Source organism: Streptomyces sp. NPDC046939, assembly GCF_040644575.1.
In the GTDB taxonomy this organism is placed as follows: domain Bacteria; phylum Actinomycetota; class Actinomycetes; order Streptomycetales; family Streptomycetaceae; genus Streptomyces.
Map to the genome: position 1 here is coordinate 321,376 of NZ_JBEYWV010000002.1, position 20,633 is coordinate 342,008.

Genomic DNA, 20,633 nt, shown 5'->3' on the forward strand with positions numbered 1-20,633 from the left:
TCGAGCAATATCGCACGACAGCAGACCGACGATGGAAGACGTGGAGCGGAGCCCCCGGTGACTGACTCGACCATTATTTACACGCACACAGACGAGGCCCCGGCCCTCGCGACGTATTCCTTCCTGCCGGTCATCGAGGCCTACGCGTCCACCGCCGGTGTGCGCGTCGAGACCCGTGACATCTCCCTGGCCGGCCGCATCCTCGCCGTGTTCCCGGAGTACCTCCAGGAGGGCCAGCGCATCCCCGACGCCCTCGCCGAGCTGGGCGAGCTGGCGAAGACGCCGCAGGCCAACATCATCAAGCTGCCGAACATCTCCGCCTCGATCCCGCAGCTCAAGGCGGCCGTCGCCGAGCTTCAGGAGCAGGGCTACGCGCTGCCCGCGTACCCCGACGAGCCGAAGACGGACGAGGAGCGCGACATCCGCGCCCGCTACGACAAGGTCAAGGGTTCCGCCGTGAACCCGGTCCTGCGCGAGGGCAACTCCGACCGCCGTGCCCCCGCCTCGGTGAAGAACTACGCCAAGGCCCACCCGCACCGCATGGGCGCCTGGTCCGCCGACTCGAAGACGAACGTCGCCACCATGGGCGCCAACGACTTCCGCTCGACCGAGAAGTCGACCGTGATCCCGGCCGACGACATCCTGCGCATCGAGCTGGTCGCCGACAACGGCACGACCACCGTCCTGCGCGAGTCCGTACCCGTCCTCGCCGGTGAGGTCGTCGACGCCTCCGTGCTGCGCGTCGCCGCCCTGCGCGAGTTCCTGACCGCCCAGGTCGCCCGCGCCAAGGAGGAGGGCGTCCTCTTCTCCGCGCACCTGAAGGCCACCATGATGAAGGTCTCCGACCCGATCATCTTCGGCCACGTCGTCCGCGCCTTCTTCCCCGAGACCTTCGCCCGCTTCGGCGCCGACCTGGCCGCCGCCGGGCTCACCCCGAACGACGGCCTCGGCGGCATCTACAAGGGCCTGGAGTCCCTGGAGAACGGCGCCGAGATCAAGGCGTCCTTCGAGGCCGAGCTGGCCGCCGGGCCGGACCTGGCCATGGTCGACTCCGACCGTGGCATCACCAACCTGCACGTCCCGTCCGACGTCATCATCGACGCCTCCATGCCGGCGATGATCCGCACCTCGGGCCACATGTGGGACAAGAACGGCGCCGAGGCCGACACCCTCGCCGTCATCCCGGACTCCTCCTACGCGGGCGTCTACCAGGTCGTCATCGACGACTGCCGCGCCAACGGCGCCTTCGACCCCGCCACCATGGGCTCCGTGCCGAACGTCGGCCTCATGGCGCAGAAGGCCGAGGAGTACGGCTCCCACGACAAGACCTTCGAGATCCCCACCACCGGCACCGTCCGTCTGGTCAACCAGGCCGGTGACGTCGTCCTGGAGCAGACCGTCTCCGAGGGCGACATCTTCCGCGCCTGCCAGACCAAGGACGCCCCGATCAAGGACTGGGTCAAGCTCGCCGTCACGCGCGCCCGCGCCACCGGCGACCCGGCCGTCTTCTGGCTGGACGAGGGCCGCGCCCACGACGCCCAGCTGATCAAGAAGGTCGAGCAGTACCTGCCGGAGTTCGACACCGAGGGCCTGGACATCCGCATCCTCTCCCCGGAGGACGCCACGAAGCTCTCCGTCGAGCGCATCCGCCAGGGCCTCAACACCATCTCGGTCACGGGCAACGTGCTCCGTGACTACCTGACCGACCTCTTCCCCATCCTGGAGCTGGGCACCAGCGCCAAGATGCTGTCGGTCGTCCCGCTGATGAACGGCGGCGGCCTGTTCGAGACGGGCGCCGGCGGCTCCGCTCCGAAGCACGTCCAGCAGCTCGTCAAGGAGAACTACCTGCGCTGGGACTCCCTCGGTGAGTTCCTCGCCCTGGCCGTCTCCTTCGAGCACCTCGCCACCACGACCGGCAACAAGCACGCCAAGGTCCTCGGCGAGACCCTCGACCGCGCCACCGGCACCTTCCTCAACGAGGACAAGTCGCCGACCCGTCGCGTCGGCGGCATCGACAACCGCGGCAGCCACTTCTACCTCGCCCTGTACTGGGCGCAGGAGCTGGCCCAGCAGACCGACGACGCCGAGCTGGCCAAGGCGTTCGCCGCGCTCGCCGAGAAGCTCGCCGCCAACGAGCAGAAGATCGTCGAGGAGCTGAACGCCGTCCAGGGCAGCCCCGCCGACATCGGCGGCTACTACCGGCCCGACCCGGCCAAGGCCGCGGCCGTCATGCGTCCGTCGCAGACGCTGAACGAGGCGCTGGCGTCGCTCGCCTGAGCACCGTTTTGACCCGCACTGCCCCACAGGCTCCGCGCCTGTGGGGCAGTGCGGCATATCTGCTGCTGTATGACGCCGCTGACCTGGGTAGGCTGCGGCGATGAGCACTCTGGATGACGCACGTCCGGGCATGGACCCGGAGATCCGACCGCAGGACGACCTCTTCGGCCACGTCAACGGCCGCTGGCTCGCCACCGAGCCGATCCCCGAAGACCGCTCCAGCTGGGGCCCCTTCGTGCAGCTCGTCGACGTCGCCGAGCAGCAGGTCAAGGAGATCATTCAGGAGATCGCCGCGGGCGGCCCCACCGGCCTCGAACCCGACGAGGCCCGCAAGATCGCCGACCTCTACGCGTCGTTCATGGACGAGGACGCCGTCGAGGCCCGCGGCCTCGACCCGCTGCGCCCCCTGCTGGCGGAGGTGGCCGCGCTCCGTGACACGCGCGAGCTCGCCGCCTTCGTCGGCCGCTTCGAGCGCATCGGCGGCTCCGGCCTCTTCGGCTCGTACATCGACACCGACGACCGCGATTCCGACCGCTACCTCTACAACATCCTCCAGGGCGGCCTCGGCCTGCCCGACGAGTCGTACTACCGCGACGAGAAGTTCGCCGAGACCCGCGAGAAGTACCAGGGCTACCTCACCGAACTCCTCACCCTCGCCGAGCACGCCGACCCGGCCTCCGCCGCGCGCACCGTCCTCGCCCTGGAGACCCGGCTCGCCTCCGGACACTGGGAGCGCGCCGAGACGCGGGACGTGCAGAAGACGTACAACCTGACGACGTTCGACGAACTCACCGCGCTGGCCCCCGAGTTCGACTGGCGCGGCTACGTCACCGGGCTCGGCGGCAACGACGACACGCTCGCCCAGTCCTGCGTGCGCCAGCCGTCCTACCTCGCGCACCTGTCCACGGTCCTCGCCGAGACGCCCATCGAGCAGTGGCGCGACTGGCTGACGGTGCGCGTCGTGCGCAACGCGGCCCCGTACCTGTCCTCCGCGTTCGTCCGCAACAACTTCGAGTTCTACGGGCGCACCCTCAACGGCACCCCCGAGCTGCGCGCCCGCTGGAAGCGCGCCGTCGGCTTCGTCGAGGGCGCCATGGGCGAGGCCGTCGGCAAGGAGTACGTGGCCCGGCACTTCCCGCCCACGTCCAAGGCGCTCATGGACGACCTGGTCGCCAACCTCCTGGAGGCGTACCGGCAGTCCATCGCCGCCCTCGACTGGATGACGGACGAGACGAAGGAGCGGGCGTACGAGAAGCTCGCCACGTTCCGCCCGAAGATCGGCTACCCGGACCGGTTCCGCGACTACTCGGCGCTCACCGTCGTCGCCGACGACCTCCTCGCCAACGCGCACGCCGCCGACGCCTTCGAGCACGACCGGCAGATGGCCAAGATCGGCGCGCCGGTCGACCGCGACGAGTGGTTCATGCTCCCGCAGACCGTCAACGCCTACTACAACCCGGGCACCAACGAGATCTGCTTCCCGGCCGGCATCCTCCAGAAGCCGTTCTTCTCGCCGGACGCGGATGCCGCCGAGAACTACGGCGGCATCGGCGCCGTCATCGGCCACGAGATCGGCCACGGCTTCGACGACCAGGGCGCCCAGTACGACGGCCAGGGCAACCTCAACGACTGGTGGACCGCCGACGACAAGGCCGCCTTCGAGGCGAAGTCGAAGGCGCTCATCAAGCAGTACGACGGCTTCTCGCCGCGCAACCTGCCCGGCGAGTACGTCAACGGCTCCCTCACCGTCGGCGAGAACATCGGCGACCTCGGCGGCCTCACCATCGGCCACACCGCCTATCTGATCTCGCTCGACGGCGCGGAGGTGCCGACCGGCGAGGACGGGCTCACCGGGTCGCAGCGGCTCTTCCTGAACTGGGCGTACTGCTGGCGCACCAAGCGGCGCAAGGAGCAGGAGCAGCAGTACCTGACGATCGACCCGCACTCGCCGCCGGAGTTCCGGGCGAACATCGTGCGCAACCTCGACGAGTTCCACACGGCGTTCGGGACGAAGGAGGGGGACGGGCTGTGGCTCGACCCCGCTGATCGGGTGCGGATCTGGTAGGTGCGGTGGGGCGGGGCCGGGAGGTTCGGGCCTCCTGGCCCCGCCGTTCCTCAGTCGGCGGAGAGGTGTGAGCGCAGGAAGTCCAGCGTCGCCGTCCACGCCTTCGCCGACGCCTCCGGGTCGTACGCCTCCGGGCGGCCGTCGTTGAAGAAGGCGTGGCCCGCCGGGTACAGGCGCAGATCCGCGTCGATGCCGGACTGCTCCTTGATGGTGCGGGCCAGGCCGTCGAGCGTGGCGGGCGGGATGCTCTCGTCGTGCTCGCCGTAGTGGCCGAGGATCTGGGCCTTGAGCCCGGAGAAGTCGGGGACCTCGCCCTGGATGACGCCGTAGAACGGGACGGCCGCGCTGACCCGCGGGTCCTGCGCCGCCAGGTAGAGGACGAAGCCGCCGCCCATGCAGAAGCCGACCGCGCCGACGGTCTGCGAGGTGACCTCGGGCAGCGAGAGCAGGTGGTCGACGGCGCCGGAGAGCAGTTCGACGCCGCGCTCCACCGGCAGGTCCCGCATCATGCGCAGCGCCTCGCCGGAGTCGTGCGCCACGTTGCCGCCGTAGAGGTCGGGGGCGAGGGCCACGAAGCCCTCGCCCGCGAGCCGGTTGGTCACGTCGGCGATGTGGTCGGTCAGGCCCCACCACTCCTGGATCACGATGACGCCGGGGCCGCTGCCCGTGGGCGGCAGGGCCAGATAGCCGTGGGCGGGGGTGCCGCCGCTGTCGAACGTCACGTTCTGGTGGGCCGGGCGGCCGGTGGAGCGGGGGGTCGCGGGGTTCTCGGGGGTGTCCGCCACGTGGTGCCTCCTGAGCTGGGCTGGGTGATCGTCCCCCACGATGCCACTGCCCGCGCCCGGACCCGCGCAGGGGCCTGGACCGGTCAGTCCTTCTGCTGGGCGGACTGCAGCGCGGAGATGCACGCCGAGATGGCCGTCTGCAGCTCCTCCAGGCGGCGCACCATGTCGTCCTCGTAGATGTCGTCGATCTCCTGGATGTCGTCGAAGGTCAGCTCCTCGAACGCCTTCGTCGCCTTCTGCAGGCTGCTGTAGAACTTCGCGCGCCGCTCCTGCACGCGCAGCTCGGGGTCGGCCTCGACGGTCTCCGCGATGAGCGTGCGCACCGAGTCGTACGCCTCACGGGCCCACTCGCCCGCCTCCTCGTCCTCGTCGAGCTCGTCGATGAGGGAGAGGTGCCGCTCGGCCTCCTCGCGCAACGCGCGCGGGGCCTCGATCTTCTGGCCCGCGGGGGTCTTGACCTGCCCCTCCTCGGCGATCTTCCGTACGTACTCCAGGCGGTCGCCGGTCTTGGACTCCTCGGCGACGGCTTTCTTCAGATCGTCCGTACGCACGATGTCGCGGGCCAGGCCGGAGCGGAGCACGGGGTCCTCGTCGAGCCGGTCGAGCAGCGCCTTGCGGGCCGCCTCCGCGGTGCCGGGGTCGGCGAGGATCGCGGCCCGCAGCGCCGTGGGGTTCTCGGCGACCTCCAGGGCCTTGGTGGGCCGGATGCCCTCGGCCTCGGCGGCCTCGGTGATGGCCTGCCCGCGCACGGACGCGGCGCTGGAGCGGGAGACGTAGTACTGCAGCCAGAGATCGGCGTCCGGCAGCTCGATCTCTTCGCCCGGCGCCAGCGCCTCGAACTGGGGGACCACGCCGTCGTCCGCCGCCCTGTCCCACGCCTTGTAGAACCGCATGACGCGCTCGGGGGAGCACTCGGCGAGCTCGGCGAACTTCCGTGCGGAGACCTTCGGCGAGTCACCGGCGGGCTGTCCGCCGGGCCGCACGCTGCGGGCCACCTTCAGGGCGAACGCCCACCCGCCGGTACGGGCGTAGACCCCGAACGCGTGGGCGTCGCGGTGGACGGCCTCGGGGATCTCGCGCGGGGCGGCCTCGCCCTCGGCGTCCGCGGGCTGCCAGAAGTTCTCGGCGCCTTCGCCCCCGGCGGGCTCGTCGGCGGGCGGCGTCCAGGTGGCGGCGGTGCCCAGCGGCCCGGCCGTCTCCTCGTCCGCGTGCGTCCCCGGCGTGGGCTCCGCGACGCTCGTCCCCCCGGTCTCCTCGCCGGACGGGACGGGTGCCTCGGACGAGTCGATGGCTACGGTCACGGAGGTGCTCCTGGCTGCTCGGGCGCGTGCGGTTCGACCCGATACCTTATCGCCCGGACCACGGCGGCTCCGCGCAGGACCGTCCCCGGAAGGGTGCCGGGCCCGCCGATTGCAGCTCCCCCTCCTGCGACCGGCGGGCCCGGGCCTCGACCGTGCGCCGCGGCGGGAGAGCGAGGGCACGGGAGGCTCTGCTGAGAAGTATCCCCAGTGGGGACGGTGGAGTATGCGGGCCGGTCGACCCTCCTCCGAGGGCCGAACGGCCCGCTTCCGCGCGCCCCCCTGTGCGCCCTGGTCACGCCAGGCCCACCAGCCCGCCGCTAACCACCCTCGGCGACCCGCGCCGACCAGCGCTGCTCGACCCGGGCCAGGTGCCAGTAGGCGAGCGCCGCCGCCCACACCGCGACGAACAGGCCGACGATGACGTAGCCCACGTTGTCGAGGTCGAGGCCGGCGATCCAGCCGGTCACGGCGTCCGTCAGGGCGAGCTTCTCGTGCAGGACGCCGACCAGCTCGATCGTGCCGATGAAGAACGCGACCGCGATGGAGAGCCCGGTGATCGTGAGGTTGTAGAACACCTTGCGCACCGGGTTGGAGAACGCCCACTGGTACGCGAAGTTCATGAACGTGCCGTCCAGGGTGTCGAACAGGCTCATGCCCGCCGCGAAGAGCAGGGGCAGGCACAGGATCGCGTACCAGGGGAGGCCGGCGGCCGCTCCGCTGCCCGCCATCACCATCAGCGTCACCTCGGTCGCCGTGTCGAAGCCGAGGCCGAAGAGGAAGCCCAGCGGGTACATCTGGCCGGGGCGGGTGATGGACCTGGTGAAGCGGCCGAGGACGCGGTTCATGAAGCCCCGCGAATCCAGGTGCGCTTCCAGCTCCCGCTCGTCGTACGTGCCCTCGCGCATCGCCCGGAAGACCCGGAGGATGCCGACGAGCGCCACCAGGTTGAGCGCCGCGATCAGGTACAGGAAGGTGCCCGACACCGTCGTGCCGACGACGCCGAGGACCTGGTGGGTGCGGGACTCGTCGTTCAGCAGCGTTCCGGCGAGCGCCGCGCCGCCCGCCACCAGCGCCGCCATCGCCACGACCACGCTGGAGTGGCCGAGCGCGAACCAGAACCCGACCGAGACGGGCCGCTTGCCGTCCGCCATCAGCTTGCGGGTCGTGTTGTCGATCGCCGCGATGTGGTCGGCGTCGAACGCGTGCCGCATTCCGAGCGTGTACGCGGTGACGCCGAGGCCGATGCCGAACGCCTTGTCCCCGACCTCGTAGTGCTCGGGGACGACCAGCAGGAACAGCACGCCGAACGCGACGACGTGCAGCGCCGCGATCACCGCCAGGAGGCCCGCCGTACGGACGGTGTCCTCCCGGCGCCAGCGGAAGGGAGAGGGGTTCCCGGGCAGGGTCATGCCTTGATCACGCTCCAGCACCTCGTGGATCACTTCGTGAGATGCCGTGGCCGGTCTCCTGGCTTACGGGCATGCGCCGCCGCTCCTGCCTTCCCAGCCGCCCGGAGGCGGCCAGTGGCCTGGTGGAACGGCGTGCTCCGCACCGGCCCGAGGGCGGTACGGAACCCGATCACAGTGGCGAGGGCCGCTCCGGACTTGACCCCTGGGGGCCGTCACCGGTCTTCCCGAGCACCACGGCCCGCCCACCTTAGAGGACGGGCTCCGCGGCGCCTCGGGCGGCTACCCCTCCCGGCGTTCGCGCGCCCGCCGGATCTCCTCGTACGCCTTGTCCCGGCCCTCCCAGTGCGAGCCCTCCACGGACTTGCCGGGCTCCAGGTCCTTGTAGACCTCGAAGAAGTGGGTGATCTCCAGGCGGTCGAACTCGGGGAGGTCCTCGATGTCCTGGGTCTCCGCGTGGCGCGGGTCGTGCGCGGGCACGCACAGGATCTTCTCGTCCGGTCCCTTCTCGTCGCTCATCACGAACATGCCGATGGCCCGGCACTCGATGACGCAGCCGGGGAACGTCGCGTCGCCGGTCAGCACGAGCGCGTCCAGCGGGTCGCCGTCGCCGCCGAGGGTGCCTTGTACGTAGCCGTAGTCCGCGGGGTACTGGGTCGAGGTGAACAGCATCCGGTCGAGCCGGATCCGCCCGAGTTCATGGTCCATCTCGTACTTGTTCCGGGAGCCCTGCGGGATCTCCACGATCACGTCGAACGCGTCGCCGCGCGTCTCGCTGCCGCCCAATGTGGCCTCCTTGCCGCATTGCCGCCCGCTCGAATTGCCACCGAGTGTGCGCCGCGCGGGCCGGGGGCGGAACCCCTCAGACGGCGGGGGCGATGGGGAAGACGAGTTCAGGACGGTCCCATGCGACGGCCGGGGGACGGGCGGGCGCCGTGCCGGTGCGCAGCGCCCCGACGCTGCGGTAGAACCCCTCGGCCGGCGGGTGGGAGACGACGCGTACGTGGTCGAGCCCGGCGGCGTGCGCCTCGCCCCGCATGTGCGCGACGAGGAGGCGCCCGATGCCGAGCCCCTGCGCGTCGTTCGCGACGAACATCAGGTCCAGCTCCGGCGGGGCGAGGAGCAGGGAGTAGAAGCCGAGCACGCGGTCGTCGGCCACGGAGACCGCGACGAAGACCCGGTGCGCCTCGATGTAGTCGGGGCCCACCCGGTAGTCCGCGACCATCGGCGCGTACGGGCCCTCGTAGGCGCGGGAGCCGCGCACGAGCCGGGTCAGGCGCCGGGCGTCGCGCGCGGTGGCCCGGCGCACCGTGACGGCGGGGTCACCGCCCGGGCGCGTAATGCTCGATGTCATGCGTCGAGTATTACGCATACGGGCGCGGTCTCAGTGCGTGGGTACCGTCGAGTGGATCTGGCGGACGAACGCGGCGTTGTCCGGGGTGTGGCGGAGCTTGTCGAGCAGCGCCTCGTAGGAGGAGTGCCCGTCGCGGTTCTGGAGCGCGCGGCGCAGGCCGCGCTCGGCCGCCAACTCCGCCGGACTGAGCAGGAGTTCCTCGCGGCGGGTGCCGGACGGGGCGAGGTCGACGGCCGGGTGGACGCGGCGGTCGGCGAGCGCGCGGTCCAGGCGCAGCTCCATGTTGCCGGTGCTCTTCAGCTCCTCGAAGAAGTAGTCGTCGGCGCGGGAGCCGGTGTCGACGAGGGCGGTGGCGAGGATCGTCAGGGAGCCGGCCTTCTCGGTGTCGCGCGCGGCCCCGAACAGACGCTTGGGGCCGAGCAGGGCGGCGGCGTCGACACCGCCGGAGAGGGTGCGGCCGCCGGAGGACGCCGCGTTGTTGTGGGCGCGGCACAGGCGGGTGAGGGAGTCGAGCAGGATCACGACGTCGCGGCCCCGCTCGACCAGGCGCTTCGCGCGTTCGACGACGAGTTCGGCGAGCGCGATGTGGGCCTTGGCGGGCTGGTCGAAGGTGGAGGCGTACACGTCGCCGCGCACGGAGCGCCGCATGTCGGTGACCTCCTCGGGCCGTTCGTCGACGAGCAGCACCATGAGATGGGCCTCGGGGTGGTTCGCGGCGACGGCGGCGGCGAGCTGTTGCAGCAGGACGGTCTTGCCGGTCCTCGGCGGCGCGACGAGCAGTCCGCGCTGCCCCTTGCCGACCGGCGCGAAGAGATCGACGACACGGCCCCCGAGGCCGCTCCCCGGGCTCTCCAGGCGCAGGCGCTGCGAGGGGTGCACCGGGGTGAGGTCGCCGAAGCGGGGACGGTCGCGGACGGCGTCGGCGGGTGCGCCGTCGACGGTCTCCACGTGGGTGAGGGTGTGCGGCCTGGCGCACAGCCCGTCGACGAAGTCGCCCTTGCGCAGCCCGAACCTGCGGACGAGCGCGGCGGGGACCTGGACGTCGCGGGAGGTCGGCAGCAGGCCGGCGGCGCGCAGGTGCCCCGCCCCGTTCGCGCCGATGTCGAGGACGCCGGACGCCGTCCGTACGGCGGTGTCCGGTGCTTCAAGTGTGGTGGTGGTCATGGTCGATCACGGTCCTTTCGCGGACGCCGTGCGTACGCGGAGTGGAGAAGAGGGAAGGGAAGACGAGGGAAGGGAGGACCGGCGCGAGGCGGGGCGGAACATCACGCCCCGTGCGAGACGGGCAGGACAGCCCGAGGCCGGAAGACGCGCGCGCTGAGGCGCTGACAAAGAGAGATCGCTGTGAAGCGAGAGGATCGGCACCGGCGCCACGGAGGGGGCGTACACACGTGCCACTCGGAGTGTAGCACTCACATCCGGGTGGACGGCACCGGCGGACTTCACGGGCGCGCCGACCTATGCTGAGCCGCCATGTTCACACCCCAGGGCCCCACCTTCCGCGAGCTGGCCGTCCAGGCGCTGTCCTCGGTCGAGCGCGGCTACGACCTGCTCGCCCCGAAGTTCGACCGCACCCCGTTCCGTACGCCGGACAGCGTGCTCACGCCGGTCGCCCGGGCGCTGCGCGACCTCGGCCCGTACGGGGACGGGCTCGACCTGTGCTGCGGGACCGGGGCGGGGCTCGGCGTGCTGCGCGAGGTGTGCGCCGGGCGGACCGTGGGCGTCGACTTCAGCGCGGGGATGCTGGGTGTCGCGCGCGAGGGCGAACCGGCCGCCTCCTATGTGCGCGCCGACGCCCTCGCGCTGCCCTTCGGGCCCGTCTTCGACCTGGTGGTGAGCTTCGGCGCGTTCGGGCACTTCCTGCCCGGCCAGTACCCGGACCTCTTCACCCAGGTGCGTCAAGTACTGCGCGTAGGCGGGCAGTTCGCTTTCCCGCTGCCCGCTCCCGCGCCGCCGGGGTCACCCGCGTACTGGACGACGCTCGGCTTCGACACCGTCATGCGGGTGCGCAACGCCCTGTGGCGCCCGCCGTTCGTCATGTACTACCGGCCGTTCCGGCTCGGCGACGTACGGCGGGAGCTCGCGGCGGCCGGGTTCGACGTCGCGCTGCGGGCGCTGCCGGAGCTGGGCGAGCGGCCCGACGGCAGCCCGCGCTGCCGCCTCGTCGTGGCCACCCGCCGCTCCTGACCCCCGCGCTGGTCAGCAGGCGATCGCGGCGCCGTTCGCGGGCTGGTGCGTCGTCGCGGCGCGCAGTTCGTTGAAGTTCGCCACGTACGCGTCGTGCACGGCGTCGTCCTCCAGTTGCAGCATCGTCTCGTCGCTCTGCCGCAGGGAGTTGCCGCTCCAGTTGTGGCTGCCTGTCCACACGATCTTGCGGTCGGGGCCGTCGTAGTAGTTGCCCTCGACGAGCAGGTACTTGTCGTGGATCCAGACCGGGTCGGCCTGGCAGTAGTACTTCGTGATCACGCCGTTGTAGGCGCTGGACGTCTTCGCGAGCAGGTACTGCAACGACTGCTTCTCCAGCGCGCTGGACGGGTTGTACGTCTCGGAGACCTCCACGTAGCAGCCCGCCGCGTCGAGGGCGACGAGCCGCTGCGCCAGATAGGGGCGGCTGAAGATGGTCATGGAGACGCGGATGCGGGTGCGGTGGTTGTCGGTCGTGCCGTACTTGGTGTTGCCGAAGCACTGCACGTGGTCGAGCACGGTCGCGACGGTGTCCTCGGAGGCGTCGTCGTACGGCTTGCCGTTGCTCTCGGCGCGCGGGTAGAAGTGCGCCTTGGCCGCGCCGGACGTCACCGGAGCGCGGCCGGTGTCGTAGTAGTTGTTGTTCGCCTTGCCGGCCGCGAGGTCGTCGAAGTAGGCGTCGTACGCGGCGTAGATCTTGTCGTTGCCGGTCAGGACCAGCGCGTTGTTCCAGCCCTTCGTGCCGTCGCGGCCGTTGTGCAGGTTCGCCGACGACTGCACGACCACGTTCGGCGTGCCCTGCGTCTGCGACAGGAGCAGGAACTTGTTGTGGTTGATGGCGTCGACCGTGCCCAGCGTGCGCGTCCCGACGCAGCCGCGGCCCGCCCCGCACTCGTGCACCCAGGACGTCTTCGCGGTGTCGGAGCCGAGCGCCGCGAGGGGGCTCTGGTACGGGGCCATGGAGACGGCCTTGTGGTCGAAGATGGCCTGAACCCGTCCCCCGCGCGCGTGGGCGGCGATCAGCGCGTCGCTGAGCGTGGGGTCGTCGGCGTAGTACATCGCGAGGCGGACGCGGGAACCGGCGGGCGCCCCGTCGACCAGCTCGACCTGGCGGCGCACCACGGCCTGCTGCTCGGCGGCGGTGCCGACGGGGTTGTTGAAGACGGCTTCGGTGGTCACCGCCTGCGGCGCGGCGGGGGCCGGGCCCGCCGGGCTCAGGACGGCCGCGCACAGGGCGGCGGACAGGGCGACGGCACGGAACGCGGGTCTCCAGCGCAAGGGGGTACCTCGTGGGTGGGACGGGTCGGTCGGTGCGAACGCCCGATCCTGGCACGGCCCTTGGGCCCCTTGAGAGCGGTTCACGGCTCCCGGAGGGCGGGGAGCCGGAAACGTACCTTCGTCAGCTCCTCCGAGACCTCCCACAGTCGGCGCGCCGCCTCGGCATCGGTGGCCGACGGCGCTGGTTCGACCCGAGTCGGTGCGCCACGCAGGCCGCCCCGGCCGTCGGGGCCGATGAACTCGCCGCCCCGGACGCCGGGTTCGGTGGCCGCGTACAGGAGCGGCAGCGCGCCCCGCTCGGCGGACTGCGCCAAGGGCCTCGCCAGGTGGCCGAAGATGAGGCGCGGCAGCCGTACCGTGCCGTTGGTCTGGAGGCCGGTCGCGGCGTACCCCGGGTGGGCGAGCACGCTGCGCGGCGGGGCGGCGGCCGCGGTGAGGCGGCGGTGCAGTTCGAGGCCGAACAAGGCGTTGGCCAGCTTCGACTGCCGGTAGGCGGCCATCGGGTCGTAGCGGCGCGCGCCGTCCAGGTCGGCGAAGTCGATACGGCCCTTGCGGTGTTCGAGCGAGCTCACCGTGACCACGCGGGCTTCCGTCGCCCGGGACAGCGGGTCGAGGAGGAGGCCGGTGAGCGCGAAGTGTCCGAGGTGGTTCGTCGCGAACTGGATCTCGTGGCCCTGGGCGCCGAGCGTGCGGGGCGGCGCCATCACGCCCGCGTTGTTGAGCAGGAGGTCGACGCGCGGGTGGTCGGCCCGCACGCCGTCGGCGAACGCGCGGACCGAGTCGAGGTCGGAGAGGTCGAGCCTGCGCACGTCGAGCCGCGCGTCCGGGTGTTCCGCGGTGATCCTCGCGGCGGCTGCCCGGCCCTTCGCCGGGTCGCGCACGGCGAGGATCACGTGTGCGCCCCGCCGCGCGAGGGCCCGCGTCGCCGCGCGGCCGAGTCCGCCCGCCGCTCCCGTGACGACGGCGACCCGGCCCGTCTGGCCGGGGATCCGGTCGGCGATCCAGCGCTGTCCGCGCGCCGCGCCCTGCTCGTCCGTCCCGCGCATCTCACTCATGCGGCACAGCCTGACCCCGATGGCACTTGGTGTCAAGGTGATACTGGGTGCCACTTCCGGCATGGGATGTAGGGTGGGCGGGTGACCACGCGACCCCACCTGAGCCTGGCCCAGCGCAAGCGGCAGCTCGTGTCGGACGAACTGACCGAGGCGGCGCTGCAACTGCTCGCGCTCAAGGGCTTCGACGCGGTGACCGTCGACGAGATCGTCGCGGCGGCCGGAGTCTCCAAGCGGACCTTCTTCCGGTACTTCGCGTCCAAGGAGGACGTCGTCGTCCAGTTCCTGGCCGGCATGGGCGCGGACATGCGCGCCGCCCTCGCCGGACGCCCGGCCGGGGAGGCGCCCGCCGAGGCGCTGCTGCACGCGGTGCGCGTGCCGGTCACCACCTGCGCCGCCGATTCCGAACGGGCCCTGCGCGTCGTCCAGTTGATCCTGCGCACCCCGGCGCTGCACGCCCGGTTCCTGGAGCGCCAGGCCCAGTGGCGCGACGACCTCGCCGATGAGCTTGCGGCCCGCGTCGGCCTCGACCCCGCGACCGACCTCTACCCGCGCCTCGCCGCGGGCACCGCGCTCAACGCGTTCCACGTCGTCCTGGAGCGCTGGAGCGCGAGCGACGCGGCGCGGGACCCGGTGGCCCTCCTCGACGAGGCGTTCGCGGTCGTCGCCGGAGCGCTGGACCGGTGAGGGGCGTGATGCGGGCGCGCGGGCGCGGCGCCGCCGCCCGGTGGATCACCGTCGCGCTGCTCGCGTTCGGGGCGCTGTTCCTGGTCATCGGGGCGATCATGGCGGGGGTGTCGGCCTCGTACGTGGCGCACGCCGAGCGGGCGCCGGGCACGGTGGTCGCCCTGGAGTGGCGCGAGGACCACAGCGGCGGCACCCGCAGGAAGCGGTCCTCCGACGGGCCGGTCGCCTACCCCGTGGTCGCGTTCACGTCGGCGGACGGCGAGCGCAGGACGTTCCGAAGCTCGACGGGCTCCAAGCCGCCCGCCTACGACGAGGGGGAGCGGGTGGAGGTGCTGTACCGGCCCGATTCCCCCGAGGACGCCCGGATCAACGGGTTCCTCTCCCTGTGGCTGCTGCCGCTCATCTTCGGCGGCGTCGGCCTGCTGATCACCGCGACCGGGACGACGATCGCGCTCGTACGGCGCCGACGGCGGCGTGGAGGTCCCGGTGCTGCGATGCCTGGGGCTGCCGGTTCCGTCCCGCTAGCAAAGGGCGTGTCCCGGTCGGCGCGGTGACTCTTGGGCGGCGCCGGTCATCTTGCCGCGTCGGGGGGCTGGTCCGTGGCCCGCGGTCAGGTTCCGCAGCTGTGGCGTGGAGGGTCCGGCGCTGCGATGCCTGGGGCTGCCGGGTCCGTGCCGCTCGCGAAGGGCGCGTCCCGGTCGGCACGGTGACCGCCGGGGCCGCGCTGGTCACCTCGCGGCGTCAGCGGCCCGCGGTCAGGTCTCGCAACTGCGGCGTCGAGGGTCCGGCGTCGTGATGCCTGGGGCCGCCGGGTCCGTGCCGCTCGCGAAGGGCGCGTCCCGGCCGGAACGGTGACCTCTGGGGCGGCGCCGGTTGCCTCGCCGGGTCGGCGGGCTAGTCAGTGGCCCGCGGTCAGGTTCCGCAGCTGCGGCGTCGAGGGTCCGGCGCCGCGATGCCTGTGGCTGCCGGTTCCGTCCCGCTAGCGAAGGGCGCCTCCCGACCGGCGCGGTGACTCCTGGGGCCGCGCCGGATACCTCGCCGCGGCGGGCCAGTCAGCAGCCCGCCGTCAGGGCCCGCAGTTCCCTCAGCGCTTCCCCGAGGAAGTCCTCCAGCGGCCTCGTCCCGTCCGAGCCGATCCAGCGTTCGAAGCCCACCTTGAACACGGCTGTGCCGACTTCCGCCGCGAGGTGCGCGGCGTCGGCCGGTACGCCACGCCGCTCCAGCGTGTCGGCGACCGCCCGCGAGAGGGACGCCAGCTTGTTCAGCTCGCGCTCGCGCAGCTCGGGGCTGGCCATGATGATCTCCTGGCGCTGCCGGGCGAACTCGTAGCGCCCCTCGAAGAGTGCACCGGCCGCGTGCAGCGTCGCGGCGATCGCGTCCAGGGGCCCGGCCGTCTCGGGCGCCCCGGTGAGCGTCTCCACGAAGAACTCCTCCATGACTGACGCCCCGCCGAAGAGCACCTCGCGCTTGTCGGCGTAGTGCCGGAAGAACGTCCGCTCGGTGAGACCGGCGCGCTCGGCGATCTGCGCGGCGGTGGTCTGCTCGAACCCGTGCTCGCGGTAGAGGTCCAGCGCCGCGCGCTCCAGGCGGCCCCGCGCGTTCGGTTCCCATCGGCTCATGTCCCGATCCTATGTGACGACCGTGACTGACATCAGAGTGATGACGGTGACTGACATGGGTGTTACTGTCGAGGAGGCGATGACAGTTACTGACATCGCTTCCTGTCGCACTGCCTCGTGGAGGTCTTCCCATGCGTGTCTTCGTCACCGGCGCTTCCGGCTGGATCGGTTCCGCCGTGGTCCCGCACCTCATCGACCAGGGCCACGAGGTCGTCGGGCTCGCCCGCTCGGACGCCTCGGCCGCCGCCCTCACCGCCGCCGGCGCCCACGTCGTGCGCGGCTCGCTCGACGATCTCGGGACGCTGCGCGACGCGGCGGCCGACTCCGACGGCGTCCTGCACCTCGCCTTCAAGCACGACATCGCCTTCAGCGGCGACTTCGAGCGGGCCGCCGCCGACGACCGGCGCGCCATCGACACGATCGGCGAGGCGCTGGCCGGCACCGGTCGCCCGTTCGTCATCGCCTCCGGCCTCCTCGGCATCGCGCCCGGTCGCGTCGCCACCGAGGCGGACGGTTCCGCACCGGACGAGCAGGCGAGCGGCCCCTCCCGGCGGATGGCCAACGCGCAGGCGGTCGTCGCCCTCGCCGACCACGGCGTGCGCTCGTCCGTCGTACGGCTGCCCCCGACCGTGCACGGCGACGGGGACCAGGGCTTCGTCCCCGCCATGATCGCCACCGCCCGCGAGAAGAAGGTCTCCGCCTACATCGGCGACGGCTCCGCCCGCTGGCCCGCCGTGCACCGCGACGACGCCGCCCGGCTGTTCGTCCTCGCCCTGGAGAAGGCGCCCGCGGGCACCGTGCTGCACGCCGTCGGCGACGAGGGCGTGCCGATCCGCTCCGTCGCCGAGGTGATCGGACGCCACCTCGACGTGCCGGTCGCCTCGGTCACGCCGGAGGAGGCGCCCGCCCACTTCGGCTGGCTGGCGAACGTCCTCGGCGTGGACAGCCCGGCCTCCGGCGAGCGCACCCGCGCCCTCCTCGGCTGGGAACCGGCGCGGCCCGGCCTGCTTGAAGACCTCGATGCGGGGCACTACTTCATGCCGCGTTCCGACCGCTGACGCTGTGTGATGCCGGGCCACCTGTCCGTGCATCCTCATTCGTGCTGATCCTGTGCATCTTTCCGGGCCGCTCCATGGAACCCGGACGAGGCCCCTCATCTCGCCAGGGACGGGCGACGGCCGCGTGATAGCACGGACCGATCAGACTCGAAGGAGACGACGACCTCATGGGTATCTTCAGCCGTCGCCCCACCGCGACCCTCGAGCCGACGCCCGACGTCGGCCCCGGCACGCCGTTCCCGGCGACCGCCGCCTCCGGTGTCGCCCTCGACCCGGCGCTGCGCGCGCTGACCGGTGAGTGGATCATCGACCGCCCGCACAGCCGGGTCGGCTTCTCCGTGCGGCACGCGATGGTCACGACGGTGCGCGGCGCCTTCGCCGACTACGACAGCAAGCTGTACCTCGACGGGGCGCGGCCCGAGCGGTCGCGGGCCGAGATCGTCATCCGCGTCGCCAGCGTCGACACGGGCGTGGAGCAGCGGGACGCGCACCTCGTCGGCAAGGACTTCTTCGACGCGCGGCGCCACCCGGAGATGGTGTTCCGTTCCACCGCCACGACCCACGAGGGCGGCGAGACGTTCCGGATGACCGGTGATCTGACCATCAAGGGCGTCACCCGGCCCGTCGAGCTGCACCTCGACTACCTGGGTTCGGTCCTAGACCCGTTCGGCTTCGAGCGGGCCGGGTTCGACGGCACCACCACCATCGACCGCACCGACTGGGGCCTGGTCTACAACCAGCGCCTGGAGGCGGGCGGCATGATGGTGAGCGAGAAGGTACGGCTCCAGTTCGACATCTCCGCGATCCGCGCCACGCCGCTGGAGTAGCGGCGGACGATGCCCCGCTGCGCCCTCCCCGACACCCGGTCGGCGGAGGGCGCCGCTGTGTGGGGCGCGGGGCGCCCGGCAGATTTCATGCATCTGCAACGATTTATCGTTCACCGGCCTGTTAGACATACAGCTACGAACCTGCCGCAACCCCTTCTCGGGAGGCACCGCTGTGTCCGCACGCCCCACCCCCGCCCCCGCCCTGCACCTAGCCGTCGCCCTCGACGGCACCGGCTGGCACCCGGCCTCCTGGCGCGAACCGGCGGCCCGGCCGCGCGACTTGTTCACCGCCGCGTACTGGGCGGACCTGGTCGCCGAGGCCGAGCGCGGGCTGCTCGACTTCGTCACCTTCGAGGACGGGCTCGGCCTCCAGTCCTCGCACCCCTTCGAGCCCGACGGCCGCACCGATCAGGTGCGCGGCCGCCTCGACGCGGTCCTGACCGCCGCGCGCATCGCCCCGCTCACCCGCCACATCGGGCTGGTGCCGACCGCGGTCGTCACGCACACGGAGCCGTTCCACCTCTCCAAGGCCGTCGCCACCCTCGACTACGTGAGCACCGGCCGGGCCGGGCTGCGCGTCCAGGTCTCCGCGCGGCCGAACGAGGCCGCCCACTTCGGCCGCCGCACCCTGCCGCAGTCCGGCCCCGAGCTGCTGGCCGACCTCTTCGACGAGGCTGCCGACTACGTCGAGGTCGTCCGGCGCCTCTGGGACAGCTGGGAGGACGACGCGGAGATCCGCGACGAGGCCACGGGGCGCTTCATCGACCGCCACAAGCTGCACTACATCGACTTCGAGGGCCGCCACTTCAGCGTGAAGGGCCCCTCGATCACCCCGCGCCCGCCGCAGGGCCAGCCGGTCGTCAGCGCCCTCGCCCACCAGAGCGTCCCGTACCGCCTCGTGGCCCGGCAGGCCGACATCGGCTACGTCACCCCGCACGACGAAGGCGAGGCCCGCGCGATCGTCGCCGAGATCCGCGCCGAGCAGGAGGCGGCGGGCCGCGCGGGGGAGCCGCTGCACGTCTTCGGTGACCTCGTCGTCTTCCTCGACGAGGACCCCGCCGCCGCGCAGGCGCGCCGGGTGCGGCTCGACGCCGTCACGGGGGAGGCGTACACCAGCGACGCCCGGATCTTCGCAGGGTCGCCCACCCAACTGGCCGATCTATTGCAGGAGTTGCAGTCGGCGGGGCTGACCGGGTTCCGGCTGCGGCCCGCCGTCCTCGCCCACGACCTGCCCGCGATCACCCGTGGCCTCGTCCCCGAGCTACAGCGCCGGGGCGTCTTCCGGCGCGCGTACGAGGCCGACACCCTGCGCGGACTGCTCGGGCTCGCCCGGCCCGCCAACCGCTACGCGGCCACCACGACGGCACCTGCCACGGTCTGAGCCGGACGGAGAAGAACGACATGAGCAAGCCGCTGAAGCAGATCCACCTCGCCGCCCACTTCCCCGGCGTCAACAACACCACCGTGTGGAGCGACCCGGAGGCCGGCAGTCACATCGAGTTCAGCTCGTTCGCGCACTTCGCGCGGACCGCCGAGCGCGCCAAGTTCGACTTCCTCTTCCTCGCCGAGGGGCTGCGGCTGCGGGAGCAGGGCGGGCAGATATACGACCTGGACGTCGTCGGCCGGCCCGACACCTTCACCGTCCTTGCCGCGCTCGCCGCCGTCACCGACCGGCTCGGCCTGACCGGCACCATCAACTCCACGTTCAACGAGCCCTATGAGGTGGCCCGCCAGTTCGCCAGCCTCGACCACCTCTCCGGCGGCCGCGCCGCCTGGAACGTCGTCACCTCCTGGGACGCCTTCACCGGCGAGAACTTCCGGCGCGGCGGCTTCCTGCCCAAGGAGGAGCGGTACTCCCGCGCCAAGGAGTTCCTGACCACCGCGAACGAACTCTTCGACTCCTGGCACGGCGACGAGATCCTCGCCGACCAGGCCACCGGCGTCTTCCTGAACGACGCGAAGGCGGGCTCCTTCGTCCACACCGGGCAGCACTTCGACATCCACGGTCAGTTCAACGTCCCCCGCTCCCCGCAGGGCCGCCCCGTGATCTTCCAGGCGGGCGATTCGGAGGAGGGCCGCGAATTCGCCGCGTCCAGCGCCGACGCGATCTTCAGCCGGTACGCCACGCTCAAGGAGGGCCAGGCGTTCTACGCGGACGTCAAGCGCCGCCTCGCCGCGTACGGGCGCCGCCCCGACCAGCTCAAGATCCTGCCCGCCGCCACCTTCGTCCTCGGCGACACCGACGCCGAGGCGGAGGAGAAGGCCCGGGACGTACGCCGCCGCCAGGTCAGCGGCGCCACCGCGATCAAGCACCTGGAGTTCGTCTGGAACCGTGACCTGAGCGGATACGACCCCGAGGGGCCGCTGCCCGACATCGCCCCGGACGTCAGCGACCACCACATCGCCGAGGGCCGCGCCCAGGTCCGCATGTACCGCGACCCGCTCGCCACGGCCCGCGAGTGGCGCGAACTGGCCGCCGCCAACAACTGGTCCATCCGCGACCTCGTCATCAACACAGGCAACCGGCAGAGCTTCGTCGGCACCCCGGCCACCGTCGCCGCCGCCATCAACGACCTCGTCCAGGCCGACGCCAGCGACGGCTTCATCCTCGTCCCGCACATCACCCCGGGCGGCCTCGACGCCTTCGCCGACCAGGTCGTGCCGCTCCTCCAGGAGCGCGGCGTCTTCCGCACCGACTACGAGGGCCCGACCCTCCGCCACCACCTGGGCCTCGTCTAGG

At 72.0% G+C, this 20,633-nt stretch carries 18 protein-coding genes and 1 riboswitch; of the genes, 9 read left to right on the top strand and 9 right to left on the bottom strand.

Translation table 11 applies throughout. The annotated features are described in order from the left end of the window. Positions 1-57 precede the first annotated feature (57 nt). Positions 58-2,277 (top strand): NADP-dependent isocitrate dehydrogenase, encoded by a 2,220-nt coding sequence (locus ABZ877_RS03755; protein WP_361063731.1) that lies wholly within the window; start codon positions 58-60, stop codon positions 2,275-2,277. Positions 2,278-2,377: 100 nt separating this feature from the next. Next, positions 2,378-4,342 carry a M13-type metalloendopeptidase gene (locus ABZ877_RS03760; RefSeq protein ID WP_361063734.1) on the top strand — a complete coding sequence of 655 codons (1,965 nt, stop codon included), beginning with the start codon at positions 2,378-2,380 and terminating at the stop codon, positions 4,340-4,342. A 50-nt stretch (positions 4,343-4,392) separates the two neighbouring features. Here the strand turns inward: ABZ877_RS03760 and ABZ877_RS03765 are convergent, their stop codons facing one another. From ABZ877_RS03765 to rho, 6 genes are all read right to left on the bottom strand, one after another. After that, a complete protein-coding gene (locus ABZ877_RS03765) occupies positions 4,393-5,127 on the bottom strand; it encodes a dienelactone hydrolase family protein (RefSeq protein WP_361063736.1) in 735 nt (244 codons plus the stop codon). An 83-nt stretch (positions 5,128-5,210) separates the two neighbouring features. Then, complete coding sequence (locus tag ABZ877_RS03770; protein ID WP_361063890.1) at positions 5,211-6,200, bottom strand: hypothetical protein; 990 nt, start codon at positions 6,198-6,200, stop codon at positions 5,211-5,213. Between the two features lie 545 nt (positions 6,201-6,745). Then, a complete protein-coding gene (locus ABZ877_RS03775) occupies positions 6,746-7,837 on the bottom strand; it encodes a HoxN/HupN/NixA family nickel/cobalt transporter (RefSeq protein WP_361063739.1) in 1,092 nt (363 codons plus the stop codon). A gap of 30 nt (positions 7,838-7,867) precedes the next feature. After that, a riboswitch (cobalamin riboswitch) is annotated at positions 7,868-8,088 on the bottom strand. Positions 8,089-8,116: 28 nt separating this feature from the next. Then, positions 8,117-8,620: an inorganic diphosphatase gene (locus ABZ877_RS03780; RefSeq protein WP_361063742.1), complete on the bottom strand. Its 504-nt coding sequence runs from the start codon at positions 8,618-8,620 to the stop codon at positions 8,117-8,119. Positions 8,621-8,696: 76 nt separating this feature from the next. Continuing rightward, complete coding sequence (locus tag ABZ877_RS03785) at positions 8,697-9,188, bottom strand: GNAT family N-acetyltransferase (RefSeq protein WP_361063744.1); 492 nt, start codon at positions 9,186-9,188, stop codon at positions 8,697-8,699. A 30-nt stretch (positions 9,189-9,218) separates the two neighbouring features. Further along, complete coding sequence (rho, locus tag ABZ877_RS03790) at positions 9,219-10,352, bottom strand: transcription termination factor Rho (protein ID WP_361063747.1); 1,134 nt, start codon at positions 10,350-10,352, stop codon at positions 9,219-9,221. Positions 10,353-10,661: 309 nt separating this feature from the next. Here rho and ABZ877_RS03795 point away from each other — a divergent pair, with 309 nt between their 5' ends. Continuing rightward, positions 10,662-11,375: a class I SAM-dependent methyltransferase gene (locus ABZ877_RS03795; protein ID WP_361063749.1), complete on the top strand. Its 714-nt coding sequence runs from the start codon at positions 10,662-10,664 to the stop codon at positions 11,373-11,375. 12 nt (positions 11,376-11,387) lie between these two features. On the opposite strand, the gene ABZ877_RS03800 is transcribed toward ABZ877_RS03795, so the two are convergent. Together ABZ877_RS03800 and ABZ877_RS03805 are read right to left on the bottom strand one after the other, a co-directional pair. Beyond that, on the bottom strand, positions 11,388-12,650 hold the full coding sequence (locus ABZ877_RS03800) for a phospholipase D-like domain-containing protein (protein ID WP_361063752.1): 1,263 nt from the start codon (positions 12,648-12,650) through the stop codon (positions 11,388-11,390). An 80-nt stretch (positions 12,651-12,730) separates the two neighbouring features. Next, positions 12,731-13,705, bottom strand: coding sequence for an oxidoreductase (locus ABZ877_RS03805; RefSeq protein WP_361063755.1), 975 nt, complete (start codon positions 13,703-13,705; stop codon positions 12,731-12,733). Positions 13,706-13,786: 81 nt separating this feature from the next. Between ABZ877_RS03805 and ABZ877_RS03810 the strand changes: the two genes are divergently transcribed. Next, complete coding sequence (locus ABZ877_RS03810; protein ID WP_361063758.1) at positions 13,787-14,389, top strand: TetR family transcriptional regulator; 603 nt, start codon at positions 13,787-13,789, stop codon at positions 14,387-14,389. Further along, positions 14,386-14,943, top strand: a complete 558-nt coding sequence (locus tag ABZ877_RS03815; RefSeq protein WP_361063761.1) for a DUF3592 domain-containing protein — start codon at positions 14,386-14,388, stop codon at positions 14,941-14,943. The genes ABZ877_RS03810 and ABZ877_RS03815 overlap by 4 nt, the downstream gene beginning before the upstream one ends. Positions 14,944-15,441: 498 nt before the next feature. Here the strand turns inward: ABZ877_RS03815 and ABZ877_RS03820 are convergent, their stop codons facing one another. Then, positions 15,442-16,008 carry a TetR family transcriptional regulator gene (locus tag ABZ877_RS03820; protein WP_361063765.1) on the bottom strand — a complete coding sequence of 189 codons (567 nt, stop codon included), beginning with the start codon at positions 16,006-16,008 and terminating at the stop codon, positions 15,442-15,444. Positions 16,009-16,139: 131 nt separating this feature from the next. On the opposite strand from ABZ877_RS03820, the gene ABZ877_RS03825 reads away from it, so the two are divergent. The 4 genes from ABZ877_RS03825 to ABZ877_RS03840 all read left to right on the top strand — a co-directional run bounded on the left by ABZ877_RS03825 (position 16,140) and on the right by ABZ877_RS03840 (position 20,632). Then, positions 16,140-17,066, top strand: a complete 927-nt coding sequence (locus ABZ877_RS03825) for an SDR family oxidoreductase (protein WP_361063768.1) — start codon at positions 16,140-16,142, stop codon at positions 17,064-17,066. 167 nt (positions 17,067-17,233) lie between these two features. Further along, positions 17,234-17,893, top strand: coding sequence for a YceI family protein (locus tag ABZ877_RS03830; protein ID WP_361063771.1), 660 nt, complete (start codon positions 17,234-17,236; stop codon positions 17,891-17,893). 172 nt (positions 17,894-18,065) lie between these two features. After that, positions 18,066-19,274, top strand: a complete 1,209-nt coding sequence (locus ABZ877_RS03835) for an LLM class flavin-dependent oxidoreductase (protein ID WP_361063772.1) — start codon at positions 18,066-18,068, stop codon at positions 19,272-19,274. 20 nt (positions 19,275-19,294) lie between these two features. Then, positions 19,295-20,632 (top strand): NtaA/DmoA family FMN-dependent monooxygenase, encoded by a 1,338-nt coding sequence (locus ABZ877_RS03840; RefSeq protein ID WP_361063775.1) that lies wholly within the window; start codon positions 19,295-19,297, stop codon positions 20,630-20,632. The last annotated feature ends 1 nt before the right edge of the window (position 20,633 follow it).

Bases quoted from the DNA above. Each gene is read 5' to 3' on its own strand.
- ABZ877_RS03795 (WP_361063749.1), top strand. From the start codon at position 10,662: ATGTTCACACCCCAGGGCCCCACCTTCCGCGAGCTGGCCGTCCAGGCG.
- ABZ877_RS03805 (WP_361063755.1), bottom strand. From the start codon at position 13,705: ATGAGTGAGATGCGCGGGACGGACGAGCAGGGCGCGGCGCGCGGACAG.
- rho (WP_361063747.1), bottom strand. From the start codon at position 10,352: ATGACCACCACCACACTTGAAGCACCGGACACCGCCGTACGGACGGCG.
- ABZ877_RS03820 (WP_361063765.1), bottom strand. From the start codon at position 16,008: ATGAGCCGATGGGAACCGAACGCGCGGGGCCGCCTGGAGCGCGCGGCG.
- ABZ877_RS03830 (WP_361063771.1), top strand. From the start codon at position 17,234: ATGGGTATCTTCAGCCGTCGCCCCACCGCGACCCTCGAGCCGACGCCC.
- ABZ877_RS03760 (WP_361063734.1), top strand. From the start codon at position 2,378: ATGAGCACTCTGGATGACGCACGTCCGGGCATGGACCCGGAGATCCGA.
- ABZ877_RS03840 (WP_361063775.1), top strand. From the start codon at position 19,295: ATGAGCAAGCCGCTGAAGCAGATCCACCTCGCCGCCCACTTCCCCGGC.
- ABZ877_RS03825 (WP_361063768.1), top strand. From the start codon at position 16,140: ATGCGTGTCTTCGTCACCGGCGCTTCCGGCTGGATCGGTTCCGCCGTG.
- ABZ877_RS03775 (WP_361063739.1), bottom strand. From the start codon at position 7,837: ATGACCCTGCCCGGGAACCCCTCTCCCTTCCGCTGGCGCCGGGAGGAC.
- ABZ877_RS03785 (WP_361063744.1), bottom strand. From the start codon at position 9,188: ATGACATCGAGCATTACGCGCCCGGGCGGTGACCCCGCCGTCACGGTG.